This is a genomic window from Bacillus sp. AC266 (genome assembly GCF_979253805.1).
This window is the reverse complement of sequence record NZ_CEEDEC010000003.1, coordinates 449407-474589: the sequence shown is the minus strand read 5'-3', so window position 1 is coordinate 474589 and position 25183 is coordinate 449407. Positions and strand designations below refer to the sequence as shown.

General features: G+C 34.9%; 27 protein-coding genes, 1 riboswitch and 1 other annotated feature. Of the genes, 16 read left to right on the top strand and 11 right to left on the bottom strand.

Annotated features, from left to right (window positions below):
* Positions 1–95: 95 nt before the first annotated feature.
* Complete coding sequence (locus AC0IXC_RS15635) at positions 96–1370, bottom strand: murein hydrolase activator EnvC family protein (protein WP_044437969.1); 1275 nt, start codon at positions 1368–1370, stop codon at positions 96–98.
* Positions 1371–1863: 493 nt separating this feature from the next.
* Between AC0IXC_RS15635 and gltP the strand changes: the two genes are divergently transcribed.
* The 3 genes from gltP to AC0IXC_RS15620 all read left to right on the top strand — a co-directional run bounded on the left by gltP (position 1864) and on the right by AC0IXC_RS15620 (position 5362).
* Positions 1864–3138, top strand: coding sequence for a glutamate/aspartate:proton symporter GltP (gene gltP, locus AC0IXC_RS15630; RefSeq protein ID WP_002030692.1), 1275 nt, complete (start codon positions 1864–1866; stop codon positions 3136–3138).
* Positions 3139–3206: 68 nt separating this feature from the next.
* Positions 3207–3725: a ribonuclease FAU-1 family protein gene (locus tag AC0IXC_RS15625; RefSeq protein WP_002135200.1), complete on the top strand. Its 519-nt coding sequence runs from the start codon at positions 3207–3209 to the stop codon at positions 3723–3725.
* Between the two features lie 120 nt (positions 3726–3845).
* A riboswitch (SAM riboswitch) is annotated at positions 3846–3951 on the top strand.
* 94 nt (positions 3952–4045) lie between these two features.
* The gene (locus AC0IXC_RS15620; RefSeq protein ID WP_088292783.1) at positions 4046–5362 is read left to right on the top strand and encodes a Na+/H+ antiporter NhaC family protein; all 1317 of its coding nucleotides are present in this window, start codon (positions 4046–4048) and stop codon (positions 5360–5362) included.
* Between the two features lie 68 nt (positions 5363–5430).
* Here AC0IXC_RS15620 and AC0IXC_RS15615 read toward each other — a convergent pair whose 3' ends face one another.
* A complete protein-coding gene (locus AC0IXC_RS15615; RefSeq protein ID WP_002011677.1) occupies positions 5431–5853 on the bottom strand; it encodes a GNAT family N-acetyltransferase in 423 nt (140 codons plus the stop codon).
* Between the two features lie 310 nt (positions 5854–6163).
* On the opposite strand from AC0IXC_RS15615, the gene AC0IXC_RS15610 reads away from it, so the two are divergent.
* From AC0IXC_RS15610 to AC0IXC_RS15585, 6 genes are all read left to right on the top strand, one after another.
* Positions 6164–6520 (top strand): lmo0954 family membrane protein, encoded by a 357-nt coding sequence (locus AC0IXC_RS15610; RefSeq protein WP_002011676.1) that lies wholly within the window; start codon positions 6164–6166, stop codon positions 6518–6520.
* A gap of 44 nt (positions 6521–6564) precedes the next feature.
* Complete coding sequence (locus AC0IXC_RS15605; RefSeq protein WP_471653032.1) at positions 6565–7227, top strand: PspA/IM30 family protein; 663 nt, start codon at positions 6565–6567, stop codon at positions 7225–7227.
* A 106-nt stretch (positions 7228–7333) separates the two neighbouring features.
* Positions 7334–8074 carry a cell wall-active antibiotics response protein LiaF gene (gene liaF, locus AC0IXC_RS15600; protein ID WP_002126337.1) on the top strand — a complete coding sequence of 247 codons (741 nt, stop codon included), beginning with the start codon at positions 7334–7336 and terminating at the stop codon, positions 8072–8074.
* Positions 8074–9129, top strand: a complete 1056-nt coding sequence (locus AC0IXC_RS15595; protein ID WP_002011673.1) for a sensor histidine kinase — start codon at positions 8074–8076, stop codon at positions 9127–9129. The genes liaF and AC0IXC_RS15595 overlap by 1 nt, the downstream gene beginning before the upstream one ends.
* Positions 9126–9758: a response regulator gene (locus AC0IXC_RS15590; protein ID WP_000598709.1), complete on the top strand. Its 633-nt coding sequence runs from the start codon at positions 9126–9128 to the stop codon at positions 9756–9758. The genes AC0IXC_RS15595 and AC0IXC_RS15590 overlap by 4 nt, the downstream gene beginning before the upstream one ends.
* A 70-nt stretch (positions 9759–9828) precedes the next feature.
* A complete protein-coding gene (locus tag AC0IXC_RS15585; RefSeq protein WP_002030700.1) occupies positions 9829–10125 on the top strand; it encodes a DUF3992 domain-containing protein in 297 nt (98 codons plus the stop codon).
* 24 nt (positions 10126–10149) lie between these two features.
* Here the strand turns inward: AC0IXC_RS15585 and brnQ3 are convergent, their stop codons facing one another.
* Entirely contained in the window at positions 10150–11505 is a 1356-nt protein-coding gene (gene brnQ3, locus AC0IXC_RS15580) for a branched-chain amino acid transport system II carrier protein BrnQ3 (RefSeq protein ID WP_060750571.1), read from the bottom strand.
* A gap of 59 nt (positions 11506–11564) precedes the next feature.
* Positions 11565–11823 (bottom strand) — a binding site (T-box leader).
* Between the two features lie 262 nt (positions 11824–12085).
* On the opposite strand from brnQ3, the gene AC0IXC_RS15575 reads away from it, so the two are divergent.
* Positions 12086–12295, top strand: coding sequence for a hypothetical protein (locus AC0IXC_RS15575; RefSeq protein ID WP_000880630.1), 210 nt, complete (start codon positions 12086–12088; stop codon positions 12293–12295).
* A 39-nt stretch (positions 12296–12334) separates the two neighbouring features.
* Here the strand turns inward: AC0IXC_RS15575 and AC0IXC_RS15570 are convergent, their stop codons facing one another.
* Positions 12335–13111, bottom strand: coding sequence for a class I SAM-dependent methyltransferase (locus tag AC0IXC_RS15570; RefSeq protein ID WP_353824711.1), 777 nt, complete (start codon positions 13109–13111; stop codon positions 12335–12337).
* 108 nt (positions 13112–13219) lie between these two features.
* Here AC0IXC_RS15570 and AC0IXC_RS15565 point away from each other — a divergent pair, with 108 nt between their 5' ends.
* Positions 13220–14071, top strand: a complete 852-nt coding sequence (locus AC0IXC_RS15565; protein ID WP_002011668.1) for a YhfM domain-containing protein — start codon at positions 13220–13222, stop codon at positions 14069–14071.
* 183 nt (positions 14072–14254) lie between these two features.
* On the opposite strand, the gene AC0IXC_RS15560 is transcribed toward AC0IXC_RS15565, so the two are convergent.
* Positions 14255–14452, bottom strand: coding sequence for a hypothetical protein (locus AC0IXC_RS15560; protein ID WP_000776287.1), 198 nt, complete (start codon positions 14450–14452; stop codon positions 14255–14257).
* A 152-nt stretch (positions 14453–14604) separates the two neighbouring features.
* On the opposite strand from AC0IXC_RS15560, the gene AC0IXC_RS15555 reads away from it, so the two are divergent.
* The 3 genes from AC0IXC_RS15555 to hmpA all read left to right on the top strand — a co-directional run bounded on the left by AC0IXC_RS15555 (position 14605) and on the right by hmpA (position 17735).
* Positions 14605–15702 carry a site-2 protease family protein gene (locus AC0IXC_RS15555; RefSeq protein ID WP_113770091.1) on the top strand — a complete coding sequence of 366 codons (1098 nt, stop codon included), beginning with the start codon at positions 14605–14607 and terminating at the stop codon, positions 15700–15702.
* 114 nt (positions 15703–15816) lie between these two features.
* Entirely contained in the window at positions 15817–16335 is a 519-nt protein-coding gene (locus AC0IXC_RS15550) for a hypothetical protein (protein WP_012260624.1), read from the top strand.
* A 191-nt stretch (positions 16336–16526) separates the two neighbouring features.
* The gene (hmpA, locus tag AC0IXC_RS15545; protein WP_113770090.1) at positions 16527–17735 is read left to right on the top strand and encodes an NO-inducible flavohemoprotein; all 1209 of its coding nucleotides are present in this window, start codon (positions 16527–16529) and stop codon (positions 17733–17735) included.
* Between the two features lie 29 nt (positions 17736–17764).
* Here hmpA and AC0IXC_RS15540 read toward each other — a convergent pair whose 3' ends face one another.
* Positions 17765–18277, bottom strand: coding sequence for a Crp/Fnr family transcriptional regulator (locus tag AC0IXC_RS15540; protein ID WP_002086692.1), 513 nt, complete (start codon positions 18275–18277; stop codon positions 17765–17767).
* A 170-nt stretch (positions 18278–18447) separates the two neighbouring features.
* Here AC0IXC_RS15540 and AC0IXC_RS15535 point away from each other — a divergent pair, with 170 nt between their 5' ends.
* Positions 18448–18675 (top strand): hypothetical protein, encoded by a 228-nt coding sequence (locus tag AC0IXC_RS15535; RefSeq protein WP_000883004.1) that lies wholly within the window; start codon positions 18448–18450, stop codon positions 18673–18675.
* A 293-nt stretch (positions 18676–18968) separates the two neighbouring features.
* Here the strand turns inward: AC0IXC_RS15535 and AC0IXC_RS15530 are convergent, their stop codons facing one another.
* From AC0IXC_RS15530 to AC0IXC_RS15520, 3 genes are all read right to left on the bottom strand, one after another.
* Entirely contained in the window at positions 18969–19769 is an 801-nt protein-coding gene (locus AC0IXC_RS15530) for a sulfite exporter TauE/SafE family protein (RefSeq protein ID WP_002086690.1), read from the bottom strand.
* A 117-nt stretch (positions 19770–19886) separates the two neighbouring features.
* The gene (locus tag AC0IXC_RS15525; protein WP_002030715.1) at positions 19887–20885 is read right to left on the bottom strand and encodes an inorganic phosphate transporter; all 999 of its coding nucleotides are present in this window, start codon (positions 20883–20885) and stop codon (positions 19887–19889) included.
* Between the two features lie 11 nt (positions 20886–20896).
* Positions 20897–21517, bottom strand: coding sequence for a DUF47 domain-containing protein (locus AC0IXC_RS15520; RefSeq protein ID WP_000231445.1), 621 nt, complete (start codon positions 21515–21517; stop codon positions 20897–20899).
* A 311-nt stretch (positions 21518–21828) separates the two neighbouring features.
* Here AC0IXC_RS15520 and AC0IXC_RS15515 point away from each other — a divergent pair, with 311 nt between their 5' ends.
* Positions 21829–23868 carry a transglycosylase domain-containing protein gene (locus AC0IXC_RS15515; RefSeq protein WP_471653031.1) on the top strand — a complete coding sequence of 680 codons (2040 nt, stop codon included), beginning with the start codon at positions 21829–21831 and terminating at the stop codon, positions 23866–23868.
* A gap of 178 nt (positions 23869–24046) precedes the next feature.
* Here AC0IXC_RS15515 and AC0IXC_RS15510 read toward each other — a convergent pair whose 3' ends face one another.
* Positions 24047–24475 carry a hypothetical protein gene (locus tag AC0IXC_RS15510; protein ID WP_002168802.1) on the bottom strand — a complete coding sequence of 143 codons (429 nt, stop codon included), beginning with the start codon at positions 24473–24475 and terminating at the stop codon, positions 24047–24049.
* 219 nt (positions 24476–24694) lie between these two features.
* Positions 24695–25183, bottom strand: a 489-nt coding sequence (locus AC0IXC_RS15505) for a Gly-Xaa-Xaa repeat protein (RefSeq protein ID WP_471653030.1), incomplete at its 5' end; no start/stop codon positions are given.

Here is a 25183-nt window from a genome sequence, read left to right as displayed (position 1 = left end):
TATCCCCCCGCAAAATATAGGCATTTAGTTGTAGTTTATGTAAAACGCCTAAAAAGTGTGAAGTAGTAAAAAAAACTCGGTATGCACCGAGTTTTTTATAATCCGATATAAGGAGATGGATCAACTGCGTTTGTCTTACCGACATTCCATTCCCCAAGGTGAAGTTCGAAGTGTAAATGTTGTCCGTATGATTGGCCAGTGTTCCCCATAAATCCAAGTTGAGTGCCTTGTTTTACAGTTTGTCCATTAGATACAGAACGGCTACTCATATGTGCATATACAGTTGTATATGTTTTTCCGTTTATACGGTGAGATAAGTATACAACATTTCCGTAACTAGATGATAATTCTGAACGGATAACGACGCCATCTGCAGCAGCTACGATTGGCACTGTTCCTGAAGCTGCGATATCGATTCCTTTATGGTTATCTAAAGAACGTGTACCAAATCCTGAAGTTTTCGATCCAGCGGCAGGTTTAATAAATCCACCTTTGTTCGTATCTTGCGGTGTTGGTGCGGATTGTGTGCTTTCTTTAGCAGAAGCGGCTACCTGTTTTTTTGCTTCCTCAGCCTTACGTGCCTCTTCAGCTTTACGCGCTTCTTCTGCACGTTTTTCTTCTTCAATTGCTTTTTGAACAGCTTGACGCTGGTTTTCTAAAATGCCTTTTGATTCTTCTAACCCTTCAATCTCTGAATCTACTTTTGCTACTTTCGTATGTAGATCGTTAATAAAAGTTTGTTGCTGTTGTTGGTTACTTTGTAATTCTTGCTGTTTTTGTTCTAATTTTTGCTCAGATTCTTTCAGTTGTTGCTCTTTTTTCTCAACAGCCTCTTTTTCTGTCGTCACAGCATTTTGATCGCTTGTTTGTTTTTTCACAATATCTGTATCGTTATTTAAAATTAAACTTACAGAATACATATTATCAACAAGATCGGCAATATTTGCAGAACTTGTTATTACTTCTGTAATGATACTCGTACGAGGCTTTTCTTGCATAGATTGTAGTCGTTGTTTAATAACTTCCTGCCGTGTATCTATATTCGTTTGTAATTGCTCTATATGTTTCTTTTTTTCAGTAATAACTTGCTGTGTGTTGCTAATTTCTTTTTTTGTATCGTTTAATTCAGCTTCGTTTTTATTAATAGAAGTAGTTAATTCGTCGATTTTCTTTTGTAATTCCTGGATTTCTTTTTCTATTTGTTCTTTCTCAGCTGATTTATTTTGTAAGTCATTTTGTTTGCCTTCTAATTCGGATTGAATATTAGATAATTTATTCTCATTCGTTTCAGCGTATACGGGTGAAAGTAACGGGGAAACGAAAATCGTTCCAGCTGCTAAAACACTAAATGCTGCAAATTTCTTTTTCATGGTTGTCTTGCTCCTTTCCCTATGAATGTTATATATCATAAGAAGAAGAGTGTCTATCGTTGTAATCATAATGTAAAGAAAATTTTATAATTTTGCTAAGTTTTGTCGGAATTTAGTATCTTTTCGTAGTGTTTGTCATAAATTTAAAATTCTTGAATGTATAGAAAAAGATATCAATTTCTATATTTTTTTTAAAAAAACATGGGAAATGATGGAATTTTACGTAATGAAACAGTATTTTAAAAACCTATCAATCACTAGTAAGGAATCGATTTCATGTGAGGTTTTCTGACATGAAGTTTGTTTTTGTCAAGAAAATTATTTGCATTCGTGCAAACTTATTTTGTTGTCAGATTTTAAATTTTGATTTATGATTTTCAACAGGGACAAAATGTAGTGAATTGTCGAATAATATGTAATACTCTTAATTTCAAGTTTTATAGAGATAGAATGAGAGATAGAGTGACACATCGAAGAGGGGGTTACCACAAGTATGAAAAGAATAGGACTTGCATGGCAAATTTTAATAGGACTTGCGCTTGGTATTGCAGTTGGGGCGATTTTCTTTGGCAATCAGGAAGTGGTGAAGTACTTACAACCAATTGGTGATATTTTCATCCGATTAATTAAGATGATTGTTGTACCGATTGTTGTAGCGAGTATTGTTGTTGGGGTTGCTGGTGTTGGCGATATTAAAAAGTTAGGTCGACTAGGCGGAAAAACAATTATTTACTTTGAAATTATTACAACGATTGCAATTGCTGTCGGTCTATTAATAGCAAACATTTTCCAACCTGGAAAAGGCGTTGATATGGATAAGTTAACAAAAACAGATATTTCTAAATATACACATACGACAGAGCAAGTACAAAGTCATTCGTTCGCAGATACGTTTGTAAATATTGTTCCGACGAACATTATGAAATCATTAGCTGAAGGTGATATGCTTGCTATTATCTTCTTCTCAGTATTATTTGGTTTAGGTGTAGCAGCAATTGGTGAGCGTGGCAAACCAGTTCTACAATTTTTCCAAGGTGTAGCAGATGCAATGTTTTATGTAACGAACCAAGTTATGAAGTTTGCACCATTTGGTGTATTCGCATTAATTGGTGTTACAGTTTCTACATTCGGATTAGCTTCATTAATTCCATTAGGGAAATTACTCATTGTAGTATACGGAGCAATGATCTTCTTCGTTGTAGTTGTATTAGGACTTACAGCGAAAATATTCGGTATTAACATTTTCCAATTCTTTAAAATTTTAAAAGACGAGCTGATCTTAGCGTACTCTACAGCAAGTTCAGAAACGGTTTTACCGAAAATTATGGAGAAAATGGAGAAATTCGGTTGTCCGAAAGCAATTACATCTTTCGTTATTCCAACGGGGTATTCATTTAACTTAGATGGATCAACTTTATATCAAGCAATTGCGGCAATTTTCTTAGCGCAAATGTACGGTATTGAATTATCCATTACACAACAAATTACGTTATTACTTGTATTAATGGTTACATCAAAAGGTATCGCGGGTGTACCGGGCGTATCATTCGTTGTATTATTAGCAACACTTGGTACAGTAGGTATTCCAGCTGAAGGTTTAGCGTTTATTGCAGGTATTGACCGTATTCTAGATATGGCTCGTACAGCAGTTAACGTTGTAGGTAACTCTTTAGCGGCTGTAGTTATGTCTAAGTGGGAAGGTCAATATGACGCTGAAAAAGGACAAGCCTATTTAAAAGAGATATCTGAAAAGGGTCAAGCAGCTTAATTATAATATGAACAAGCTCTCACATAATATGTGGGGGCTTTTCTATATATAGAAGAGGAGCGGACGTAATGAAACGTAAATATGGTGACGGTTCTTCGTGGAAGCGACTAATAGAGAAGGATTATAGGGTTAAGCAAGTAGAGGATGGAATGTTAGGAATACTGGACATAAAAAAAGTGAGGGAACCTAGTCATAAAGAATACAATGGTAAACAGCTTTGCATTGCAGGTGATGGGTATACATGGATGCAATATTTTATAAACGGGAAAAACTTTGCAATTACAGCTATGTTAGACAATCAAAAACAATTAGTACAATATTATATCGACGTGACGAAAGAATATAAAATAGACGAGCGTGGTTTACCTTATTTTGATGATTTATATTTAGATGTAGTATTGTTACCGAACGGTGAGATCTATGTACTGGATGAAGACGAGTTAGAGGATGCCTATAAAATTGGTGATGTTACAAAAGAAGAATATGAGTTAGCATGGAATACAACAAAATGGATTATCGCGACGATAAAAAATAGAAAATTTTATTGGATCTCAATATTGGATAAAGAAATCGAAAAGTTAAAATGATTGGTTTATTCATATTTTTGTATAATTACCAAAAAAATCTATACAAAAAATAATTGACTTTTGTTTTGTAAGCGAGTAAAGTTAGGAAAGAAATTATTATTAAAAAATAAATATGAAACCTTCTTATAAAGAGAGGCGGAGGGACTGGCCCTACGATGCCTCGGCAGCGGACTCGATTTCAGAGTGCTGTGCCAAATCCAGCAAGCATGTGCTTGAAAGATGAGAAGAGTGTTTCTTATAGATGTATAAGACCTCTTCTCATCGGAAGAGGTCTTTTGTTGTTCATTAGAAAAGGTTGAAAACTAGGGAGAGATGATACTTTGAAAGAAACGAGAGGAAATGGTTTAGCGTTATTACCACTTGGAATATTTTTGGCGCTATTTATTGGTTCTGGAATTATTACAGGTGATTTCTATAAATTGCCGATACTTGTAGCAATTTCAATTGCCGTAGGAATTGCTTTAGTGATGAATCGTAAGGAAAGCTTTAATGTGAAAGTAGAACGATTTGCTAAAGGTGCAGGAAACCCTGATATTATGATTATGGTATTAATTTTTGTACTTGCAGGGGCGTTTTCTGAAACAGCAAAAGGAATGGGCGGAGTTGATTCCACTGTTAACTTAGCGTTATCTATTTTGCCACCAGGATTTATCGTTGCTGGAATTTTTGTTATAGGGGCATTTATTTCATTAGCGATGGGAACTTCAATGGGAACAATTGCAGCACTAGCACCGATTGCTGTAGGTATTAGTGGGCAAACTGATATCTCAATAGCACTTGCGATGGCTACTGTTGTGGGCGGAGCGATGTTTGGTGATAATTTATCATTTATTTCAGATACAACAATTGCTGCTGTTCGTTCACAAGGAACAGAAATGAAAGATAAGTTTAAAACGAACTTTTTAATTGTATTACCAGCCGCTATTATTACAATTGTACTATTAGTAATAATTACTTTAGGAAGTGATACACAAGTTAAAGCCCATAGTTTTGACTGGATAAAGATTTTACCGTATGCAGGAGTACTTATTACAGCACTACTTGGCTGGAATGTACTTATTGTGTTAACTGGTGGAACAATATTATCAGGTGCTATCGGCCTTATAGATGGAAGTTACACGTTAGAGAGTTTCTTTAAAAGTGTAACGACTGGAATGGGCGGTATGATGGAGCTAGTACTACTTGCTATATTAATCGGTGGTATGGTTGAACTTATCCAATATAATGGTGGCATTCAATATTTAATGAATCTTTTAACACGTAATATTCGTTCGAAAAAAGGAGCGGAGTTTGGTATTGCTGGCTTAGTGAGTATGACGAATGTGTGTACAGCAAACAATACAATCTCTATCATTTTTACAGGTCCGCTTGCGAAAAAAATTGCGGATCAGTATGAAATTGATCCCCGTAAATCAGCGAGTGTACTGGATCTTTTCTCTTGCTGTGTACAGGGGTTAATCCCATATGGTGCTCAAATGTTAACAGCGGCAGGATTTGCTGCGTTATCTCCGGTCGAATTGTTACCATATGCATTTTATCCAATTTTAGTTGGAGTATGTGGAATCATTTCTATATTAATTGGTTTCCCGAGATTTTCTAAAGTGGCGGAAAAAAAAGAGTATCATAAAACTGCATAACATAAAGAGACATTTATTATTAGCAGTTGAAAACGCTCGGAGAACATTCTCTGAGCGTTTTTTATTATTTATAAATCCTTTTTCAAATAGTAGTGTTTATAATCTCTTCCTACGTTATCGAGGATACCATACTCTTTATAACCATATTTTTTATAGAAATCTAATGCTTGAAAGCTTAAAGTGTCAACTTTTATAAAATCACAATTTCTTTCTAAAGCGATTTTTTCTACTTCTAATAACAGTTTAGTTCCATACCCTAATGCACGTATATCTTCATCGATGATAAAAGAGTGAATCTCTAACCAATTCCAACAGACTTCACCTAATATTCCCCCGCATATTTTACCATTTTCATCCTTAAGAAATAAATGAATCTCTAAGTATCTGTCTCTTAAATCAGATGGAAAGTGCTTTAAATTATATTCATAAAGCTGATTGTTTATATAGTTTTTAGCGGCGGTATTGATTTCTTTCGTAATGTGTAAATTCATGATATATCCCCTTTAATTTAAATGTAGCCTTCTGATTTATTTTAACATAATTTTCTTAATAATATATTTAATGTAATTTAATAAACGTTTGTATGTATTGCTAATTTTTTGGACGCGCAAGTTGAGATTTTCATCCGTTATTGAATAAGAATTTTTCTGTATCTATACGCATCGTATACATGTTCGTTTTGCAAAAGGCTGAATGCAACTCAGTCTTAAGTCTGAGTCGAAAACAGTTCTTAAGCTCGTTATGAAAAAATGAAAAAATAGTTAAGATAAGAGTATCAAATCGAAGGGAGGCAAGCACAAGATGAAACAATTTCTAGCGTTTATCGCAGCCGGTATTTTGGCTTTAATTGCTCTTGGTAGTCTTGCTGGTATTGTAGGATTCGCCATTGGAGCAGGAGTTGTGTACTGGAGCTATAAATCATTTGTGCGAGCTAAATCATTCTTTGGAAAGTTAGCTTGGGGTATTGTTGGTTTAATCGGTTTGTCCATTGCGCTTTCTCATTCCCCAGCATTAATCGGTATCGCAGCATTAGTAGTTTTATACTACGGATACCGTGAGTGGAAAAAAGGAAAAAATGTAGTTGTTGATTCTGCTCCAGAAAGTGCTAAACCATATAGCAACTTTGAAGATGAGTGGAACAAGTTAATGAAAAACTAATATAAAATAAATCAAATTATAAAGTAGAAGAGAGGAAGATTATAATGAAACAATCTTTATTCGGACGTGTACGCGATGCAATTTTAGCTGATTTTCATAATGTGTTAGATGAGAAAGAAAGAAAAAATCCAATTGCTATGTTAAACCAATATTTACGCGATAGTGAGCGTGAAATAACAAAAATTGAGAAGTTAATTCAGCGTCATAAAGCATTAAAATCTAACTTCGCTCGTGAGCTTGAGCAAGCACGTTATTTCGTTAATAAAAGATCAAAGCAAGCTATCATCGCACAAGAAGCAGGCGAATTGCAATTGCATGAACGTGCATTAGAAGAAGTAGCGTATTATGAAGGGCAAGTAACTCGCTTAGAAGAAATGTATGCTGGTGTTGTAGAGCAAATTGATGAGTTAGAGCGTCGTCTTTCAGAAATGAAAAATAAATTAAAAGAAATGAACGCAAAGCGTATGGAATTAATGGCACGTGAAAATATGGCGCATGCAAACCGCCGTATGAATACTGCTATGCATAAAATGGATGAAAATAATCCGTTCTTACGATTCGAAGAAATTGAAGATCACATTCGTGACATAGAGCTTCGTATAAATGAAGAGCATGAGTGTGATACATTTGATATGAAAATTGCAAAACTAGAGAGTGAAATGAAAGAGAAAAATGAAGTATCGTTAACGAAAGAAGTAACAAAATAATTGTAGTATATAATAAAACAGGCTTATGATATAGTGATAGGAGAAAAGGTGTTGGAAAGCAATGCCTTTTCTTCTATGTATATGTGACAAGGAGGGGGGAGCTGAAATGAAGAAGCAATTTTCAAAAACACAATTTATGGGGATGCTCCTCATCATATTTGGATTCGGTCTTTTTCTTGATATGATACTTGGACATTTTGAACCAGGTGGTCTAATATTTGCATTTATTATGATTATGTTTGGAAGACATTATCGAAAGAAGAACCGTTATGTAAGAGGGAATGTATTTTTATTTGTCGGTGGTATTGTCTTCTTATTCTTCTTATTTTCATCAGCGGCATTCGTACTTGTTGTGTTTGCTTGTTTAGCTTTAATTGGTTATCAACTTATTCAACAAGGACATCGGCAAAAAGCAATGAAAGTTGAAATTAAAGAAAAAGGATATATAAATGAAGAAAAACAAATATATCGTACAGAACCGTATATAAAAAATATGTTTGTAGGTAATGTACGAATGATGGATCATATTTATGAAATAGAGGATATTAACGTCCAATATGGTGCTTGTGACGTCGAGATTGATTTAACAACTGCTATGATTCCAGAGGGAGAAACGGTTATTGTGATTCGGGGCGTCATTGGTAATATTCGCTTATATGTACCATATGATATTGAATTGTCTTTAAATCATTCTGTTATTGTTGGGCGAGTGCTCCTGCCAGGACACGAAGAAACTGGATTTAACCGTAATGTTACGTTTAGAACAGAACAGTATAAAGAAGCCCCTCGTCGTATTAAAATTATTTCTTCGCTTGTCGTAGGCGATACGGAAGTGAGGAAAGTATAATGAAAAAACAAAGGAATATTTCGTGGATGTATATTCGTTATTCTATGTTGTCCTCTGTGAGTATCGCACTTATTTGTACAATTGTATATGTATGGAAAAGCGAGCAACAAGTTTATGATTTACTCTGGAAAGAATCCATTGCTTCTGTTCCAATTGGCTTGTTTATTATGAGTACGAGTCTTCTTATCGGAGGAATTGTAGGATATGCAATCGGTTATTATATAGAACAGCGTATACAAGGATTAAATACTTTTCTATTTGAAGTAGAGCGAGGGAATTTTCCGAGTGATGTTTCATTTACTGCGGACGATGAATTTCATGAAGTGGAACGAAAAGTAATTGGTCTTGCTCGTCGCTTAGAGGAGCAAGCTGGGCTATTTCAAAAAGTAACGAATGAACGAGCCCATTGGAATGAAGAGATGAGACAAGAAGCGATTTCTCAAGAAAGGCATCGATTAGCGAGAGAGCTGCACGATTCTGTAAGTCAGCAGCTTTTTGCAATGTCGATGATGATGTCAGCCATTAATGAGCAAGCAGCTGAAATTCCAGACACGACGAAAAAACAGTTGCAGCTTGTTGAGAATATGGTTGTAAATGCACAATCAGAAATGAGAGCATTGCTCCTTCATTTACGCCCAGTGCAGTTAGAAGGTAAGAAACTAACAGAGGGTATAGAAGAATTATTAACAGAACTGTCTAGAAAGCAACATATGAAAATTGAATGGTTAATTGAACCGATTCAATTAAAAAAAGGTGTAGAGGATCATTTATTCCGTATTGTACAAGAGGCGCTGTCTAATACTTTACGGCATGCGAAGGCAAAGAAAACCGAAGTACGCCTTCGGAAAATTGATCAATATGCGATTTTGAAAATTATTGATGACGGTGTTGGGTTTAAAGTTGGTGTTAATAAGGCTGGTTCATACGGTTTAAGGTCAATGCAAGAGCGAGTTCATGAAATTGGTGGTACATTAAAAGTTCTTAGTTTTCCGAATAAAGGTACGCAAATAGAAGTGAAAGTACCTATTATGATTGAGAGAGGGGGAGAATCATGATAAAAGTATTACTAGTTGATGATCATGAAATGGTTCGAATGGGTGTATCAGCATATTTATCAACGCAGCCAGATATTGAAGTAGTTGGAGAAGCTGAAAATGGAAGAAAAGGTTCAGAGTTAGCGTTGCAATTAAGACCGGATATTATTTTAATGGACCTTGTTATGGATGAGATGGATGGGGTTGAAGCGACACGTGCTATTATTCAAGAATGGCCAGAAGCGAAAATTGTAGTTGTCACGAGCTTTTTAGATGATGAAAAGTTATATCCTGTTATTGAGGCGGGGGCGACAAGTTATTTATTAAAAACATCAAGAGCGAGTGATATTGCAGATGCTGTAAGAGCTACTTATGATGGGGAAACGGTATTAGAGCCGAAAGTTACTGGCAAAATGATGTCTCGTATGCGTCAGAAGAAAGAACAACCTTTGCATGAGGAGCTAACAGAAAGAGAGTCTGAAATTTTGTTATTAATTGCAGAGGGGAAAAGTAATCAAGAGATTGCAGATGAGTTGTTTATTGCCCTTAAAACAGTAAAGACACATGTGAGTAATATATTAAATAAGCTAAATGTAAGTGACCGGACACAGGCGGTTATTTATGCGTTTAGACACCAATTGACGAAATAAGAAGGAAGCTTTGACTATATATGGTCAAAGCTTTTTATTGACGGTTATTAATGTAAGCGTTATCATTTAGGTGTTAACAGTACATACAAAGGGGAGAGAGTGTATGTTAGTTCAAACGATATTTGGAATGGATGAAACGAAAAAATTAGGCAACTATGTGAATGCGTTGCAAGCACTTTGTGAACAATATGATATTGAAACAGATCGTATTGCAATTATTGAGGCAACAGAAGAATATTATTTATTTCTAGTGAAGCAAGAAGATTGCTATGATGTTGTAAAAGTAGAAACAGTGGATACAAATATTGATTACTATACGAAAGCTTATAAAGTAAGTAGCTTTAATCATACTTCTTATCAAATGTAAAAAACTCCCGAAATGGGAGTTTTTTTATGATACTTTCGATTCAGGTGAATGATCCGTTAATGGTACTGCTTTGGCGCCACTTAATTTTGCGATAGCAAAACCGATAATAGCCCCAACTAATGCTGGTACTAACCAGCCGATTCCTTCATTATATAATGGAATAAACTCGAAATAAGATGTGATAGATGAAACAGGAATATTCCCTTGTTTTAATCCATCAAATACGCTCACAACTGCAGAACCAATTAACGCACCTACATAAACAGAACGATATCCACCGAAATATTTATGAAGTAATGATAGTAATACGAGTACAATCGCAATTGGATATACAACAAGTAAAATAGGAACAGAGATTGCGATAATTTTTGTTAAACCTAAGTTGGCAACTAATAATCCTAATGTGCAAATGACACTTGCTAACGTTGTGTATGAAAATTTCGTTAATAATGTTGAGAAGTATTGACTGCATGCAGATACAAGTCCAATACATGTTGTTAAGCAAGCGAGTGTAACGATAAGAGATAATAGAATTAGACCATATGGACCGAGTAATTGTTGTACGATAACGGTAAGTAGCTGTCCGCCGTTTGTTGCGTATCCGAGAGAGACACTAGTTGTACCGAGCCAGCCAAGTGCACCATATACAAGTACGAGACCAGTAGCGGCAATAAGTCCTGCTTTTGCTGTTGCGATGGCAATTGATTTACGATCACTCACACCTTTTGAGCGAATTGCATTTACAACGATAATCCCAAATGCAAGTGCTGAAATGGTATCCATCGTTAAGTATCCTTCCATAAAACCTTTGAAAATTGGAGAAGTTTGATACTCTTGCATTGCTGGTCCAGATTGCCCGAGGGGTGTAAATACACTCTTAACGAATAATAAAAAAATAGAGAGTAATAAAATAGGTGTTAATACACTTCCGATACGATCGACGAGCTTAGAAGGGTTTAAACTAAGCCAAAATACGATAGCAAAGAAGATGACTGTGTATAAAAATAGCACTAGGCTGCTAGAGCGAATAGTTTCTGGTAAGAAAGAACTAATTCCCATTTCATAAGCGACATTAGCAACACGTGGGATGCCCATAGATGGACCGATTGCAATGTATACAACTACCGTAAAGAATATTCCGAATAATGGGTGTACATGACTTGCAAGTTGTTGCATTCCATTTCCTGATAGAGAAATAGCGATAACAGTAAGTAGTGGTAAGCCGACTCCTGTTAGTAAAAAACCAATCATTGCTGGCCAAAAGTTTTCACCAGCATTTTGTCCAAGCATTGGAGGGAAAATTAAATTTCCTGCTCCAAAAAATAAAGAAAATAGCATAAGACCTGTGAAAAAAACATGTTTTTTTGATACAGTGTTCATTGTTTTTTTCCTCCTTTTTTGTAAATTCATTGTAAGAACACAAAAAACTCGCCCCTTAAGAAAGGGACGAGTTATATTTACCCGCGATACCACCCTAATTTATACATGTAGAAATATATCTATATGTATACGGCTTTACAACGTACAACATGATACGTGTTCCTTGTAACGGGGGACGACCGGTAAGAACTTACTTTAGCATTCGGTTCTACTTCTCGGAGATGATTTTCGGTTACGAACTGAGCGTTGGCTTTCAGCAAAATACCAACTCTCTGGGGAACAGCTCTATAACATACTCGTTCTCGTCAATGAATTTTTATTCAAGTATTCTGACAACATTTTCACATGTTTTTTTTAGAAAGTCAACATATTTTTTGAGAAATACACTTTCCTGTAGAAATATAGCTGAGAATATAAGGGTTAATACTATTTGTAAAAATGCTGTAAAACATTATAGAGAATTGTAAAGTTTATGGAGAAAATCGATATTTATAGGAGTAAGGAAGGAATTGTTTGAATTTGCAGAGAATAATACAACAATCCACTTGCTGGAAAGAACAAACCAAAAGAGGTGACTGAAATGCTTGCGATGGGAGTATTATTTGGCATTATTGCTATAATTGGTTTTATGTGGTTATATTATTCGCGTTCGTTTAAACAAGCAGAAGTTTTACTCTTTCAAAAAGGTAGTTTGTTGACAAATCAGTCTAGATATTTAGTATGTCCGAAGTGTGGAAGTGCACAGGCCAGGAGTGGAGGATATCAAGAGTGTTGCAAAATTAGATTATGAAAGAAGGAAGCCTCACATTATTTTGTGAGGCTTCCTTCCTTACAATTTTTTCGCGCTCCAAATTGTCCAACGATCTCTTTCGATGATAGGAGAGACGTTTTGTAATGCCGTTTGGATATGATGTAGAAGCTGAGAAAGTTCATTATCTGTTAGTTCATATAGAATGGATCGGCCTGTTCGAGGAGATAAATCTTGTAGCAAAGCCTCTACAGAATCATGTACTTTTCGTACTTCCCATTGTGTTTGAATAGGGAGCGCTTGAAGAGGATATGTTTGTAATAATTGCTGTATAGTAGTGGTTTTTGGTCTTCTTTGCGCTTCTGTTTCAATGAGTTTTGGAAAGACCGAGAAAAAATATCCACGAAGGTGTTCAGGACTTCCTGGGATTATACAATCTTCAATGGTCCGGTCTTGTAAAATAAGTAGACCGTCTTTTTTTAATATACGAGAAGCCTCTCGTATAAATGTGGGAATATCATGCAAATGATGAATGACTGCACGAGAAATGACAAGGTCGAATGTTTCATTAGGGAATGAGATATTATGTGCATCACCGTGAATGAATGAAATGTTTGGGAAGGTATTACAATTTTCTTTTGCAGCTTGTAATATTTCTTTTGAAAAATCAAGCCCAACAACATTTTTGGCTCCCATAAGAGCAAGTTCTTTCGTATAAATGCCTCCACCACAACCTATATCAATTATTTGTTTGTTTTGTACATCTACAATATTGTTTATTGCTTCCTGCCATGAAATATGTGCGTTACGATTTGCATACGTATACTTATTATTTGCATCATGAAAATTAATGGACATTGTAAAATCCTCCCTTCAGTTTATAGTATAGCTCATTCTATATAATGTAACGTTTTTGTTTTATGCATGAGGATTATAAGGATTTCTTATTGGAAAAGGAGAATCGATTTGAAAGGGAAATATTTAATGTTTTTATGTGTTATTTTACTCGCGTCGTGTGGTCAATCCGAGCAAAAGAAAGAACCGAAACAAGTAGAGGAGACAGTGAATGAAATGAGAGAACCATTACAAGTAACTGTTATGCAAAAAGGTAAAGAAGAAAAAAATTTAAAGAAAATGGATGCGGAGTTGGTGGTGGATATTATAAACAAAGCGGAAAAACAAGAAGTAACGGGTAGTTTTGGTGAACCGGAATATGAAATACAAATTAGTAGTGATGGAAAAAAAGAAACATATTATGCATGGTTAAGAGGAGAAGATCGCCGAGGATGGATTCAATATAAGAAAGATATGTATATGCTTAACGAAAAAGATACGGAAAAGCTTTTGGCTATCTTTCCAAAGATTCCAGAACAAAAAGAAGATGAGATGCAGGTAGGTACTTTAACGGAAGTAACAAAAAAAGACATGCAGATTACTGCGTTTCATATTAAAGCAGGTGATCAAAAAATGAATTATACAGTACGTTATACGATTTCACAATCACTATATAATAAGTTAGCAAAGGAACAAGAATATTATTTGCAATTAATTTTCCCGGAAAAGGTTCAAAAATTAATTGGCGCAAAAGAGAGTGAGATAATTTCAGCTGAAAAAGTAAAGGAAGGGTATAAACAGTATGAGTTGAATGTTACTGTTCCGATAAAAGATGCTTCAGAATCACAATTAAAATCACTAGAAACCTATTATGACAATCACGATTTACAAATATTAAATAGTAAGAAAGAAAAAGTAGGAGCATTTCAAAACATTATTCAAATTGTTAAAGAGTATGGTGAAAAAATGAATTTACAAAGATAAAGTGAAATTTTAATCAGCGGGGGCATCCCCCGCTGATTATTAGCACGACTCCTACCTAAATTCTTTGCTCCAGCCGAATTTTGAGGTGGGATTCTTACTGCCCGTAAATAGCGGGCAGTAAGAATCATAAAGTCTATATGGCCTTTCCTAGGAAATGATAATAGAGGGGAAAGATCCCCTCTATTATTTTGCTTTTGCAGATGGCTCATTCATTGATTTTCGTGTAATTAGAAAGGAAATCATAAGAGCAGAAAGAATAATAAGGGCTATAAATAAGTGATTTGGCAACCAATCTAATAATAATACGTAGCTGACGGTATAAAAAATAAGAGTTGAAGCTAAAAACGATAGAGCGCCTATCATAAGAGATTGTAATTTCATTTGTATTTACCTCCTTTTATTTTTATTTTTGGCTAAAAATGGATGGAATAAACATTATTTCTAACAATAGAAAAAAATATGTCATAATAGAGAAAAAGAATAAGTTTTGATGAGTGTATATGGCTCAATAAAGCGAGATAAAGGAGAGGAATATGAAAAATAATAAAAAAGGATTATGGGGAGTTATCGTTGCAATAGGGTTATTTTTACTATCTAAGTTAAAATGGGTATTTGCAATTTTTAAGTTAGCAAAATTTTCAACAGTATTTAGTATGTTTTTATCGCTTGGTGCATACGCAGTCATATATGGTTGGAAGTTTGGGGTAGCACTCGTATATTTATTGTTTGTACATGAGATGGGGCATTTATGGGCAGCGAGAAAGAAAGGGATACCAACATCGCCAGCAATCTTCATACCATTTATGGGAGCTCTTATTGGGATGAAAGAGATGCCGAAAAATGCAAAAGATGAAGCTTACATTGCATATATGGGACCTCTTTTCGGGTTGCTTTCATTTTTACCCGCGATCCCACTGTATATAATCACGAAAGAGCCGTTTTGGGCGCTTATTATTTTACTTGGAAGTATGATTAATTTCTTTAACTTAATTCCAGTTTCTCCATTAGATGGTGGACGAATAATTTCAGTTGTAAGCACGAAAATTTGGGGAGCAGGGCTAGTTTTACTACTCGGCTATTCTATTTACTTCAAAAGTATTTTAGGAGGATTTATTTTTATTATCGGCTGTATGGAACTATATAGAGTAATAAAGAGAGATGAGCCGATTAAGGAATTAGGATATAAAATCGATGGAATGAAAGAATATGCTGCTAGGCTTGAAGAGGAATTAAAAGAAACTGGTGCGGTGCATCGAACGATTTATATGATTCACCATGAAATGAATGTATTAAGACAAAGAGAACGTGAAAAAGAATTAAAAACAGGAGAACTTCAAAAGATTGAAGTGCTAGAGTACCTTTTACCAAAATTTGAGCCACTTGATTATGTCCCATATGAAGATGAAAAAGAAATGCATACAATTCATATAAGAGAAGCATTTGAAATGTCAGAAGGAAAATTAAATGAATGGGAAACAGAAAAGGAACAACAAGAAAATTATTATAAAGTCGATACGAAAACGAAATGGACAGTATTTGCTTGTTATATCGGATTAATGGCTATACTCGGTTATACAGCTTATGAAGGTTATGTTGTTTTACAAGAGCATTTACCAAGGAGAAGTTTGTAGAAAAATAGTGTCGAAATGAAAAGGAGGATTTAAACAGGAATTACATTTCTACGAGAGAATGTTACAAGTGTAACAGTACATTGTAATATTCATAGTAGAAAAGGGGTTCTGTATATGAAGAAATTGTTAAGTGTATTGGTAACTATTACTGTGATGGCAATAGCGAGCTATAGTCTTATGAAAGTACTATTATATTATGCGAATAAGTCTGCTGGAGTAAATACAGTAGCACAAATAGAAGAGGTGCAAGAGAAGAAGAAGACACTCGATTTTGTTCGTACGACACATGAAAGTTATAATAATTTCTTGAATTATGGCAAGGCAGAGAAATATACAGATGGGGATTGGAAACATTTTAAACAATGGTTTCAAGAGCAAGAAGCCTCTTTAAAAAATATACATAAAGAAATAAAAAATGAAAAAATAAAACGCGATGTGAATAGAAGTTATGAAATTGTAAAAAAAGGTGTGGAGCTTCAGAATATGGAGTATGTAATCTATGCTCATCGCGTATATCATGACTTGGATATACTTGTAAATAAATATAAAGGTGAGACGAATGTATGGGGGTATACCGAGTTTGGAGATGGGCAGAATATAAGAGTAATTGAACAAGCAATACAAACGAAGTAGTAGGCTAGCTAGAATTCTAGTTAGCTTTTTTTTGAGCACTATTAATGATGGCTAATTAAAATTTACTTAATATGTGCATTGTTCATATATTTTTCACAAAAACACCATGTTAATAGTGATTAAAATCACAATATGTATTATACAATTCAGTTAAACTAAAAACAGTTAAGGAAATAGAGGAGTGGGATACAATGTTAAGTGCAAAAACAATTGAAATCGTAAAGTCAACAGTACCGTTATTACAAGAAAAAGGCGTTGAGATTACAACGAGATTTTATCAAATTTTATTTTCGGAGCATCCGGAGTTATTGAATATTTTCAACCATACGAACCAGAAAAAAGGAAGACAACAACAAGCATTAGCAAATGCTGTTTATGCAGCTGCAATGTACATTGATAATTTAGAAGCTATTATTCCAGTTGTAAAACAAATCGGTCATAAGCATAGAAGTTTAGGTATTAAAGCAGAGCATTATCCAATAGTAGGTACATGCTTACTACGAGCGATTAAAGAGGTCGCAGGCGCACCTGATGAAGTTTTAAATGCATGGGGAGAAGCGTATGGCGTCATTGCTGATGCATTCATTAGCATTGAAGCGGGTATGTATGAAGAAGCTGCACATAAAGAAGGTGGATGGAAAGATTTCCGCAACTTTGTGATTGTTAAAAAAGTGAAGGAAAGCGACGTTGTTACATCATTTTATTTAAAACCTGAAGATGGCGGGAAAGTTTCTTCATTCATCCCAGGACAATATGTAACGATTCAAATAAATATTAAAGGTGAGACATATACACATAATCGTCAATATAGCTTGTCTGATGCTCCAGGAAAAGAATATTATCGTATTAGTGTAAAGAAAGAAAAAGGTGTAGATACACCAGATGGTAAAGTATCTAATTACTTACATGATCATGTAGGGGAAGGGGATGTCTTACCAGTAAGTGCACCAGCGGGAGATTTCGTATTAAATATGGAGTCAACATTACCTGTTGTACTAATTAGTGGTGGAGTAGGTATTACACCGATGATGAGTATGTTAAATACGTTAATTGAACAAGAATCAAAGCGTAATGTATGCTTTGTTCATGCGGCGATAAATAGTAATACACATGCGATGAAAGAGCATGTTGAGACAGTAGAAAAAGAGTATGAACAAGTTAAAGCATATACTTGCTATTCTTCACCGACAGAGCAAGATGTGGAAATGAAGAATTTTGATCAAGAAGGATTCATTGAACGTGAATGGTTACAAACTATTATTCCAACGACTGATGCAGAATTTTATTTCTGCGGTCCAGTACCATTTATGAAACATATAAATGCTGCATTAATTGATTTGGGTGTTAAACAAGAGAACATTCATTATGAATTTTTCGGTCCCGCAGCAAGCTTACAATAGGTTAACGTTGCCAAGCAAAAAACGAGGTATTATTTTACCTCGTTTTTTGCTTGTTCTCTAAGTAAGCGATTTACTGTTTCGCGGCGTACACCTATGAGCTGACCAATTTCAGTTTGTGTTAATATTTCATAAATAGGGATGTCACCTAAATAAAAGGTGAACCACTCTTGTAAACGATGAAGGCGCTCTTTAGGAGAGACAGTTGTCAATTGATCGATACGCTGTTGCATCATTCTTAACTTCGATTGTAATTGTATAGCGATATTTTCATATGATGCAGGATTTGCCTGAAGTTTGTCGTACCATTCATTGCTAATTATAGGCTCCACTTCTGTTTTCATTAAAGCGATAGCTGTACCGTGATATTCCTTCGGTGAAATTAAAGAATGGTGAGGTATCGTTTCACCAGGAACGATAATATTAAATAAAAAAGGTGTTCCGTCTTCTTCTAACCGAATAACTTTTAATAAACCTGTTTTTATAAAATATAATGGACCGTCCTCACCTTGACGGAATAATACATCTCCCTTATGTAGAATCAATGTTAGCCCCCCATTAAAACATTTCTATTTCTTATATTTTAGCGTATATGTATAAAGACAATATGCTTTTTAAACAGCAATTTCATTGACGAAATGTATGCTATTACAGTAGTATACTATTTAGTGTGTAATAGTACTAGCAATGAATACGCTGTAGGGGGTTTAGTATATTGTTAGATGCGATGAAGATGACGGATATGAGAATTCCGGCGAATGCTATCATTCATGTGGAAGAGATGAAAGGTGGAGTCGTTTTATCCGTTGAAATAGACGGCCAAATTATTTATACGATGGCTTATGATGAAGAAACAGATAGTTATGCTGAATTATATGATCGAAACGATAAGAGGGCGTGCCAGGTGCATGAAGACTTTATGGGATGGTCACTTCTTCACTAAAAAGATGTCAATATGACATCTTTTTTTATTGAATCGATAGATTATACAAAGAAATGAAATATAAGGATAAAATTTGTAATAAATGATTTTGCATTGTTAGCGCTTTGTAACTGTAAGATAACTGTTTTTTCGCTATCATAAAGATAACAGTCATAGCTATAGGAGTGATCAACTTGAAGAAATTACATATTTCAAATTTTATGCTATTAAGTGTTTGTTTAGTTTTATTTGTTCTCCTAGGAGCCTTTTTATATTCATGTGTATAAGAAAAAACGCATTCTAGAAAGAACGCGTTATAAAAATGAAGTAATGATTAATCTAGTTCCAAGAATAATTAATGTGATACGTAATAAATTAATTACTGCATTACCGCTTAATTTTGTGTTAATATAAGCCCCGATTTTTCCGCCAATCCATGCACCAGGAATAAGAATTAATGCATAAGCCCAGCTGACATTTCCTAGAGAGATGTGAGTTAAAGAACTTACAATTGCTGAGAGAAATACGATAAACATTGAAGTTGCTACAGCAATGTGTGCTGGGAACGCAAAAAGGAGCATCATCGCTGGCACAAGTAAGGCACCACCACCGATTCCAAATAATCCGGATATAAATCCAACTATAAAGGCAATAAAGATAGCGAGAAATGGTGGAAATTGATAGTCTACAGTATTTCCTTCGTTATCTGTAAAAGATCGCTTAATTACAGTCATATTTGATAGGGAAAGAGGTTTCAATTTGTCTCGTAGTATAAGAAGAATGGAGACGAATATAAGAAAAATCCCAAAGTATAAAGAAAATGTATCTTGGTTTAAAAATTTGTTTGCCCATGATCCGATAATACCACCAGGGCCACTCCCGATAAATAAAATAAGTCCACTTTTATAATCTACCCGTTTATGTTTCATATAAGTAAGGGTAGAAGCCAGCCCTGTAAAAACGACTGTTACCATAGAAGTTCCTACTGCGAGTTGTGGTGATAAACTGTGTAATCCAATTAATAACGGAACGATAATAATTCCGCCTCCAAGTCCGACTAGGCTCCCGACTGTCCCGGCGATTAATCCGATGAAAAGTAACATGATGTATTCCAAAATTGCCAACTCCTCTATATAACTTATCCATCAATCATTATACACGCTTTTTAATAAGAAATAGGCTTGTTCACAAAAAAGTCGTCTTCCTAGAAAAATAAGGAAGACGACTTTTGATTAAAAGATTAAGTGTAATAAGTAGTAAAATAATGCAGCTAAAGAAGCTGAAATAGGAAGTGTAATAACCCATGTAATTAACATGCGTTTTGCAGTTCCCCATTTTACACCTTTCACGCGATGTGAAGCACCAACTCCTAAAATAGAAGAAGAGATAACGTGCGTCGTACTAACCGGTAAGTGAATAAATGTTGCGCCGAAAATAACAAGTGATGATGATAAATCGGCAGCTACACCATTTACAGGACGAATTTTCATAATTTGTCCACCGACAGTTTTAATAATTTTCCAACCACCGACAGAAGTACCAAGACCCATTGCGATTGCACAAGATAATTGTACCCAGAAAGGGATATCGCCAGAAGTATGATAGTTATTGGCCATAAGAGCCATCGTAATGATTCCCATTGCTTTTTGTGCATCATTCGTACCGTGCGTATAAGCTTGTAATGCAGCGGTGAAAATCTGGAATATACGGAAGTTCTTGTTCGTTTTCGTTAAGTTAAAGTTTTTAAATACCACTTTAAAAATACTATATACGATGTAACCAATAACAAAAGCGATGATCGGTGAAATGATTAAAGCTTCAAGAATTTTTATAAACCCTTTATAGTTTAATGCGCTAATACCAGCAGCAGCAATTGCTGCACCAGCGATTGCGCCAATGATTGCATGCGAAGAACTACTTGGAATGCCATAGTACCAAGTGATCAAATTCCAGACTATTGCCGCAAGCAAAGCAGCTAAAATTACAAGAGAACCATTTTGCAAAGCAAACGGGTCAACAATATCTTTTGTAATCGTTTTTGCTACACCTGTAAATGTCATCGCACCTAAAAAGTTCATAATAGCTGCCATAACAATTGCATGTCTAGGCTTTAGAGCTTTCGTTGAAACAGCCGTTGCAATAGCGTTTGCTGTATCGTGAAATCCATTGATAAAGTCAAAAGCTAAAGCGCAAATGACTACTAAAACGGTCAGTATCAAGAGTGTATCCATGATCAAACTCCTTACGCGTTCTTCATAATGATTGTTTCTAATACGTTTGCAACGCTTTGACAGCTATCAGCTACTTCTTCAAGCTCTTCGTAAATCTCTTTAAATTGAATAATCTTAATCGGATCTTTCTCACGAGAGAATAAGTGCTTAATCGCATGACGGCGAATATCATCACATTGTGACTCGTAATCCTTAATCTTGATCGCATTTGTACGAATATCGACTAATTTCTTTTTAGAAAGTAGTTCAACAGAATTTGCAATCTCAATCGCACATTGATTAATTGCTTCAACGAATTTAATCATGTATTCATCAGCTTCTGTAATAGAATACATTTCGAATAGACCAGCACTGTGATCTAATCCGTCTAATACATCATCCATACTCATTGCAAGTTGTAGGATGTCTTCACGTTCAATAGGAGTAATAAACGCTTTGTTTAGCTCCATAATGATTTCGTGAATGAATGAGTCACCTTTTGACTCATACTCTTTCATGCGCATAGAAAACTCTTTTAAATCGCTAGCATTTTTAATTTTATACTCCACGAAAAACTGCGCGCCTTCTTTTAAATTTTCGGAAACGTTCATAAGCATTTCAGAAAATTTATCTTTTTTTGATTTAAAGACCATTATTGTTACCCCCACAAAAGTAATATATGTAAAATATATTGGCTAATCAATTCTAACAAAAAACTGTCGTTTTTTAAAACATTTTATCGAAAAGTTTACAAAAACTTAACATAACTCTCATTGTTGTATTAATAATATTAATACTCAACAATGAATATCTTACTTGTAGAATGTCCTTTTCTTGCAAAAAGTATGAATGTGAAAGAAAAGCTTTACACTATAGGAACGACTACGTTATTATAATAAATTTAAAAGGAGGTATATTCTTCCTTTTAAAAAGAAGAGTGTAAACAAATGAAGGAAGTGAACCAATGAAATTGAAGAACACTCACTTTAAAAAAACGCTTGAGTGGTTCAATAAGAGAAAGAAACTACGCAATTCATTAATTGTATTGGGAAGTTTACTTGCTACTCTATTTATTGTTGTAAATATAATAATTTCCATTCAAGATATATCTGAATTAAAACAAGCTGTTCCACAACCGACTTTAATTTATGATGCAAATAATGAAGTTGCGACTAAATTAGCTTCTTCTAAAACAGAAGGGATCAAAAGGAAAGATATTCCTGATATTATGGTTCAAGCAATTGTTGCAGTAGAAGATAAGGAATTTTTTAGTCATCATGGTATTTACTATAGTGGAATTATAAGTGCTGTATTTAAGAACATTACAGCTGGTGAAGTTGTGGCAGGTGGTAGTACAATTACACAACAACTTGCGAAAAATGTATTTTTAACGCAAGACCGTACATTCTCTCGTAAAATAAAGGAATACTTTCTAACGAAAAAAATAGAACGTACTTATACGAAAGATGAAATTGTTGAAATGTATATGAATCAAATTTATTTTGGTGAAGGTGCTTGGGGGATAAAAAGAGCAGCTAAATCTTATTTTGATAAAGAAGTAAAAGACTTAACGATTTCAGAAGCTGCAACGATTGCAGGATTAATTAAAGCGCCATCTGCGTATTCGCCGTATAAAAACTTTAATAAATCAATTGAAAGACGTAATGTCGTATTAGGTTTAATGAAGGAGCAAGGATATATTTCTGAAGAACAATTTAACCAGGAGAAAGAATCAGGTCTTGTATTACGACGTGGTGTTGACGATAAATATAAGGGAAAATATTCTCAATACGTAGATTATATTGTTAGAGAAGCGATGGACAAGTATGAATTAACACAAAATGAAATTTTAGCAGGTGGCTATCGTATTTATACGGAACTTGACTCGAAAAAACAACAAGCGGTTGAAGATGTTGTGAATAATGATAGTTATTTTAAAGATAGTGGCTCAGATCAGCTTATGCAAACTGGAGTGGTCCTTATGAATCCAAAAACTGGCGGTGTTCCGGCTTTAGTTGGAGGCAGAGGTCCTTATCAATTTTTACAGTTTAATCATGCAACACAATTAAAAAGACAGCCAGGTTCAACGTTAAAGCCTCTTGCAGTGTATGTACCAGCGTTAGAACAAGGATATGAAGTATACGATGTCTTAAAAGATGAACCGTTTAATATTAAAGAATATGCACCACAAAATAGTGATCATACGTTCCATGGTAATGTGACGATGTATGAAGCGGTGGCAAAGTCATATAATGTTTCAGCAGTTTGGCTATTAGAGAAAATTGGATTAGATAAAGGATTGAAATCTTTAGAGCGGTTTGGTATTCCATTAGAGCCTGAAGACCATACGTATCCGATTGCTTTAGGAGGTATGCATGTAGGGACTTCACCATTTGTAATGGCTCAAGCGTATAGCGCACTTGCAAATGATGGTGTCCAAGTAGAAGCTCATGCCATTAGAGAAATCCAAAATGCTGAAGGGGAAACAATTGGAAAATGGTATAAGAAAGAAACTCGTGTGACGAACGAGAAAGTTGCCCAAAAGATGACATACTTATTAAAAGGTGTTATTGAAAGGGGAACAGGTGAAAAAGCGAAAGTTAATAATATCGATACCGCAGGCAAGACAGGGACTACCCAGCTTGTAAATGGACCAAGCACTGGTGCGAAGGATTCGTGGTTTGTTGGATACACACCGGATTTAGTAGGTGCGATTTGGGTAGGGTATGATAAAACGGATAGTGAGCATTATGTGCCAGGAGGCAGCCAAATTACAACGACAATGTTCCGGGATATTATGAAGAAAGCGAATGGAAATCCAACTCAAAAGGCATTTCAGTTATCACTAATACCTGAGGCGGATTATACAAAACAATTAAAAACGATTGAGGAAGAAAAACGAAGGAAAGAAGAAGAGAAAAAACGAAAAGAAGAGGAACAACAAAGAAAAGAACAGCAAAATGAATGGATAGATAAAGTGAAAGAGTGGATTCCATTTTGGTAAAAAAAGAGGCGAATAACGAGTTCGCCTCTTTTTTATGAGAAATGAGCGGTTTTATCTCGGTTCAAAATGTGGCAACAGAAAAGAAGTTAGGTGAGAATCGAGCTGCCTATAAAAATTTGATGGGTTTAACTTAATAATCCGTGGGGATGGGAAAAGCGCCACGGATTAAAGCTTCAGTTTATTTATTTAGCGTAACATTAGTCCTACCGAAGGATTGAGAATCATACGTGACGGTTATTATTCCTTTACTAATAGGTTCATATGGCAATTCCTCTTCGAAATTTCCAGTATTTTCATTATGGATAGAGAGTGTTATTTCATCAACGTCTTTATTTTTATATTGATCTTTAATCGTTTCAGCGATTTGAAGTAGGTTTTCATAACTAGAAGCTTCTGTAATAAGCATTCCTTTTATAACTTTTTTTTCATTTTGTGTGGAAGAGGAATACGGGATGTTGTTTTGTTTTGTATACAGAAGTTCGTATGGAATTGTTTTTCTTTCTGCTTTTGAAACATTTGAATAGTTTAGAGTTAAAAGAAACCCTATACATAAAATTATGCATACCATAAGAACAAACCAAAAACGTGTCAGTGATATAATTCGCATTGTCATCCCTCTTTCATGTCTTTGTCTTCACTATTCATCATACAAAAAGAGGATTAAGCTAGAGTAAATTTGAAGTAAAGAAACGTAAAGAAGGAGCACTTATCCTCCAAAATAAGTGCTCCTTTTTATTAAAAGAAAGATTTAACATACAATCAAAATAATACAAATTACTATAAATCAAACATTCTTGGTCGTTCAAAAATAAAATGAAAACTAAAATTAGTAAATTCGGAAGACTGATAGTGTAGCTGTTGTGTCACCAGTGTTAGGGATGGAAATAGTATTTACTGTAGGTTGTACAGAGATTGTTGTACCAGCTGTTAAAGTAACAATTGTGGAGAAAGAAACCGCACTACCGATAACGTTAGTTGAAAAATTACGAGTAGGTGGTTGACCGTTGAATGAAATACCGAATCCAAATGGTGAAGAACCCGGGAAGGTTGTAGATGCTGAGAAACTAATATCGTATACTCCTGTTTCTAAAATAGTTAAAGTATCTGAAGTGTCATTAAAAATGAGATTATTTAGTTCGAAAACTTGATTAAATTGGATATTCGTTCCAGGTGATATAGTTTGTGGATTAGAATTTCCTATTGCTGCTATAGTTACAGGGAGTGGTTTGCCCGATGGTCCAGTAGCCCCACGAAGTCCTTGAGGTCCAGTAGCGCCGGTAGCGCCAGTAACGCCACGAAGTCCTTGAGGTCCAGT

Excerpts from the sequence above, each read along its gene's own strand:
- AC0IXC_RS15635 (WP_044437969.1), bottom strand. The coding sequence starts at position 1,370 with ATGAAAAAGAAATTTGCAGCATTTAGTGTTTTAGCAGCTGGAACGATT.
- gltP (WP_002030692.1), top strand. The coding sequence starts at position 1,864 with ATGAAAAGAATAGGACTTGCATGGCAAATTTTAATAGGACTTGCGCTT.
- AC0IXC_RS15625 (WP_002135200.1), top strand. The coding sequence starts at position 3,207 with ATGAAACGTAAATATGGTGACGGTTCTTCGTGGAAGCGACTAATAGAG.
- AC0IXC_RS15615 (WP_002011677.1), bottom strand. The coding sequence starts at position 5,853 with ATGAATTTACACATTACGAAAGAAATCAATACCGCCGCTAAAAACTAT.
- AC0IXC_RS15610 (WP_002011676.1), top strand. The coding sequence starts at position 6,164 with ATGAAACAATTTCTAGCGTTTATCGCAGCCGGTATTTTGGCTTTAATT.
- AC0IXC_RS15605 (WP_471653032.1), top strand. The coding sequence starts at position 6,565 with ATGAAACAATCTTTATTCGGACGTGTACGCGATGCAATTTTAGCTGAT.
- liaF (WP_002126337.1), top strand. The coding sequence starts at position 7,334 with ATGAAGAAGCAATTTTCAAAAACACAATTTATGGGGATGCTCCTCATC.
- AC0IXC_RS15595 (WP_002011673.1), top strand. The coding sequence starts at position 8,074 with ATGAAAAAACAAAGGAATATTTCGTGGATGTATATTCGTTATTCTATG.
- AC0IXC_RS15590 (WP_000598709.1), top strand. The coding sequence starts at position 9,126 with ATGATAAAAGTATTACTAGTTGATGATCATGAAATGGTTCGAATGGGT.
- brnQ3 (WP_060750571.1), bottom strand. The coding sequence starts at position 11,505 with ATGAACACTGTATCAAAAAAACATGTTTTTTTCACAGGTCTTATGCTA.
- AC0IXC_RS15575 (WP_000880630.1), top strand. The coding sequence starts at position 12,086 with ATGCTTGCGATGGGAGTATTATTTGGCATTATTGCTATAATTGGTTTT.
- AC0IXC_RS15570 (WP_353824711.1), bottom strand. The coding sequence starts at position 13,111 with ATGTCCATTAATTTTCATGATGCAAATAATAAGTATACGTATGCAAAT.
- AC0IXC_RS15560 (WP_000776287.1), bottom strand. The coding sequence starts at position 14,452 with ATGAAATTACAATCTCTTATGATAGGCGCTCTATCGTTTTTAGCTTCA.
- AC0IXC_RS15555 (WP_113770091.1), top strand. The coding sequence starts at position 14,605 with ATGAAAAATAATAAAAAAGGATTATGGGGAGTTATCGTTGCAATAGGG.
- AC0IXC_RS15550 (WP_012260624.1), top strand. The coding sequence starts at position 15,817 with ATGAAGAAATTGTTAAGTGTATTGGTAACTATTACTGTGATGGCAATA.
- hmpA (WP_113770090.1), top strand. The coding sequence starts at position 16,527 with ATGTTAAGTGCAAAAACAATTGAAATCGTAAAGTCAACAGTACCGTTA.
- AC0IXC_RS15525 (WP_002030715.1), bottom strand. The coding sequence starts at position 20,885 with ATGGATACACTCTTGATACTGACCGTTTTAGTAGTCATTTGCGCTTTA.
- AC0IXC_RS15520 (WP_000231445.1), bottom strand. The coding sequence starts at position 21,517 with ATGGTCTTTAAATCAAAAAAAGATAAATTTTCTGAAATGCTTATGAAC.
- AC0IXC_RS15515 (WP_471653031.1), top strand. The coding sequence starts at position 21,829 with ATGAAATTGAAGAACACTCACTTTAAAAAAACGCTTGAGTGGTTCAAT.
- AC0IXC_RS15510 (WP_002168802.1), bottom strand. The coding sequence starts at position 24,475 with ATGCGAATTATATCACTGACACGTTTTTGGTTTGTTCTTATGGTATGC.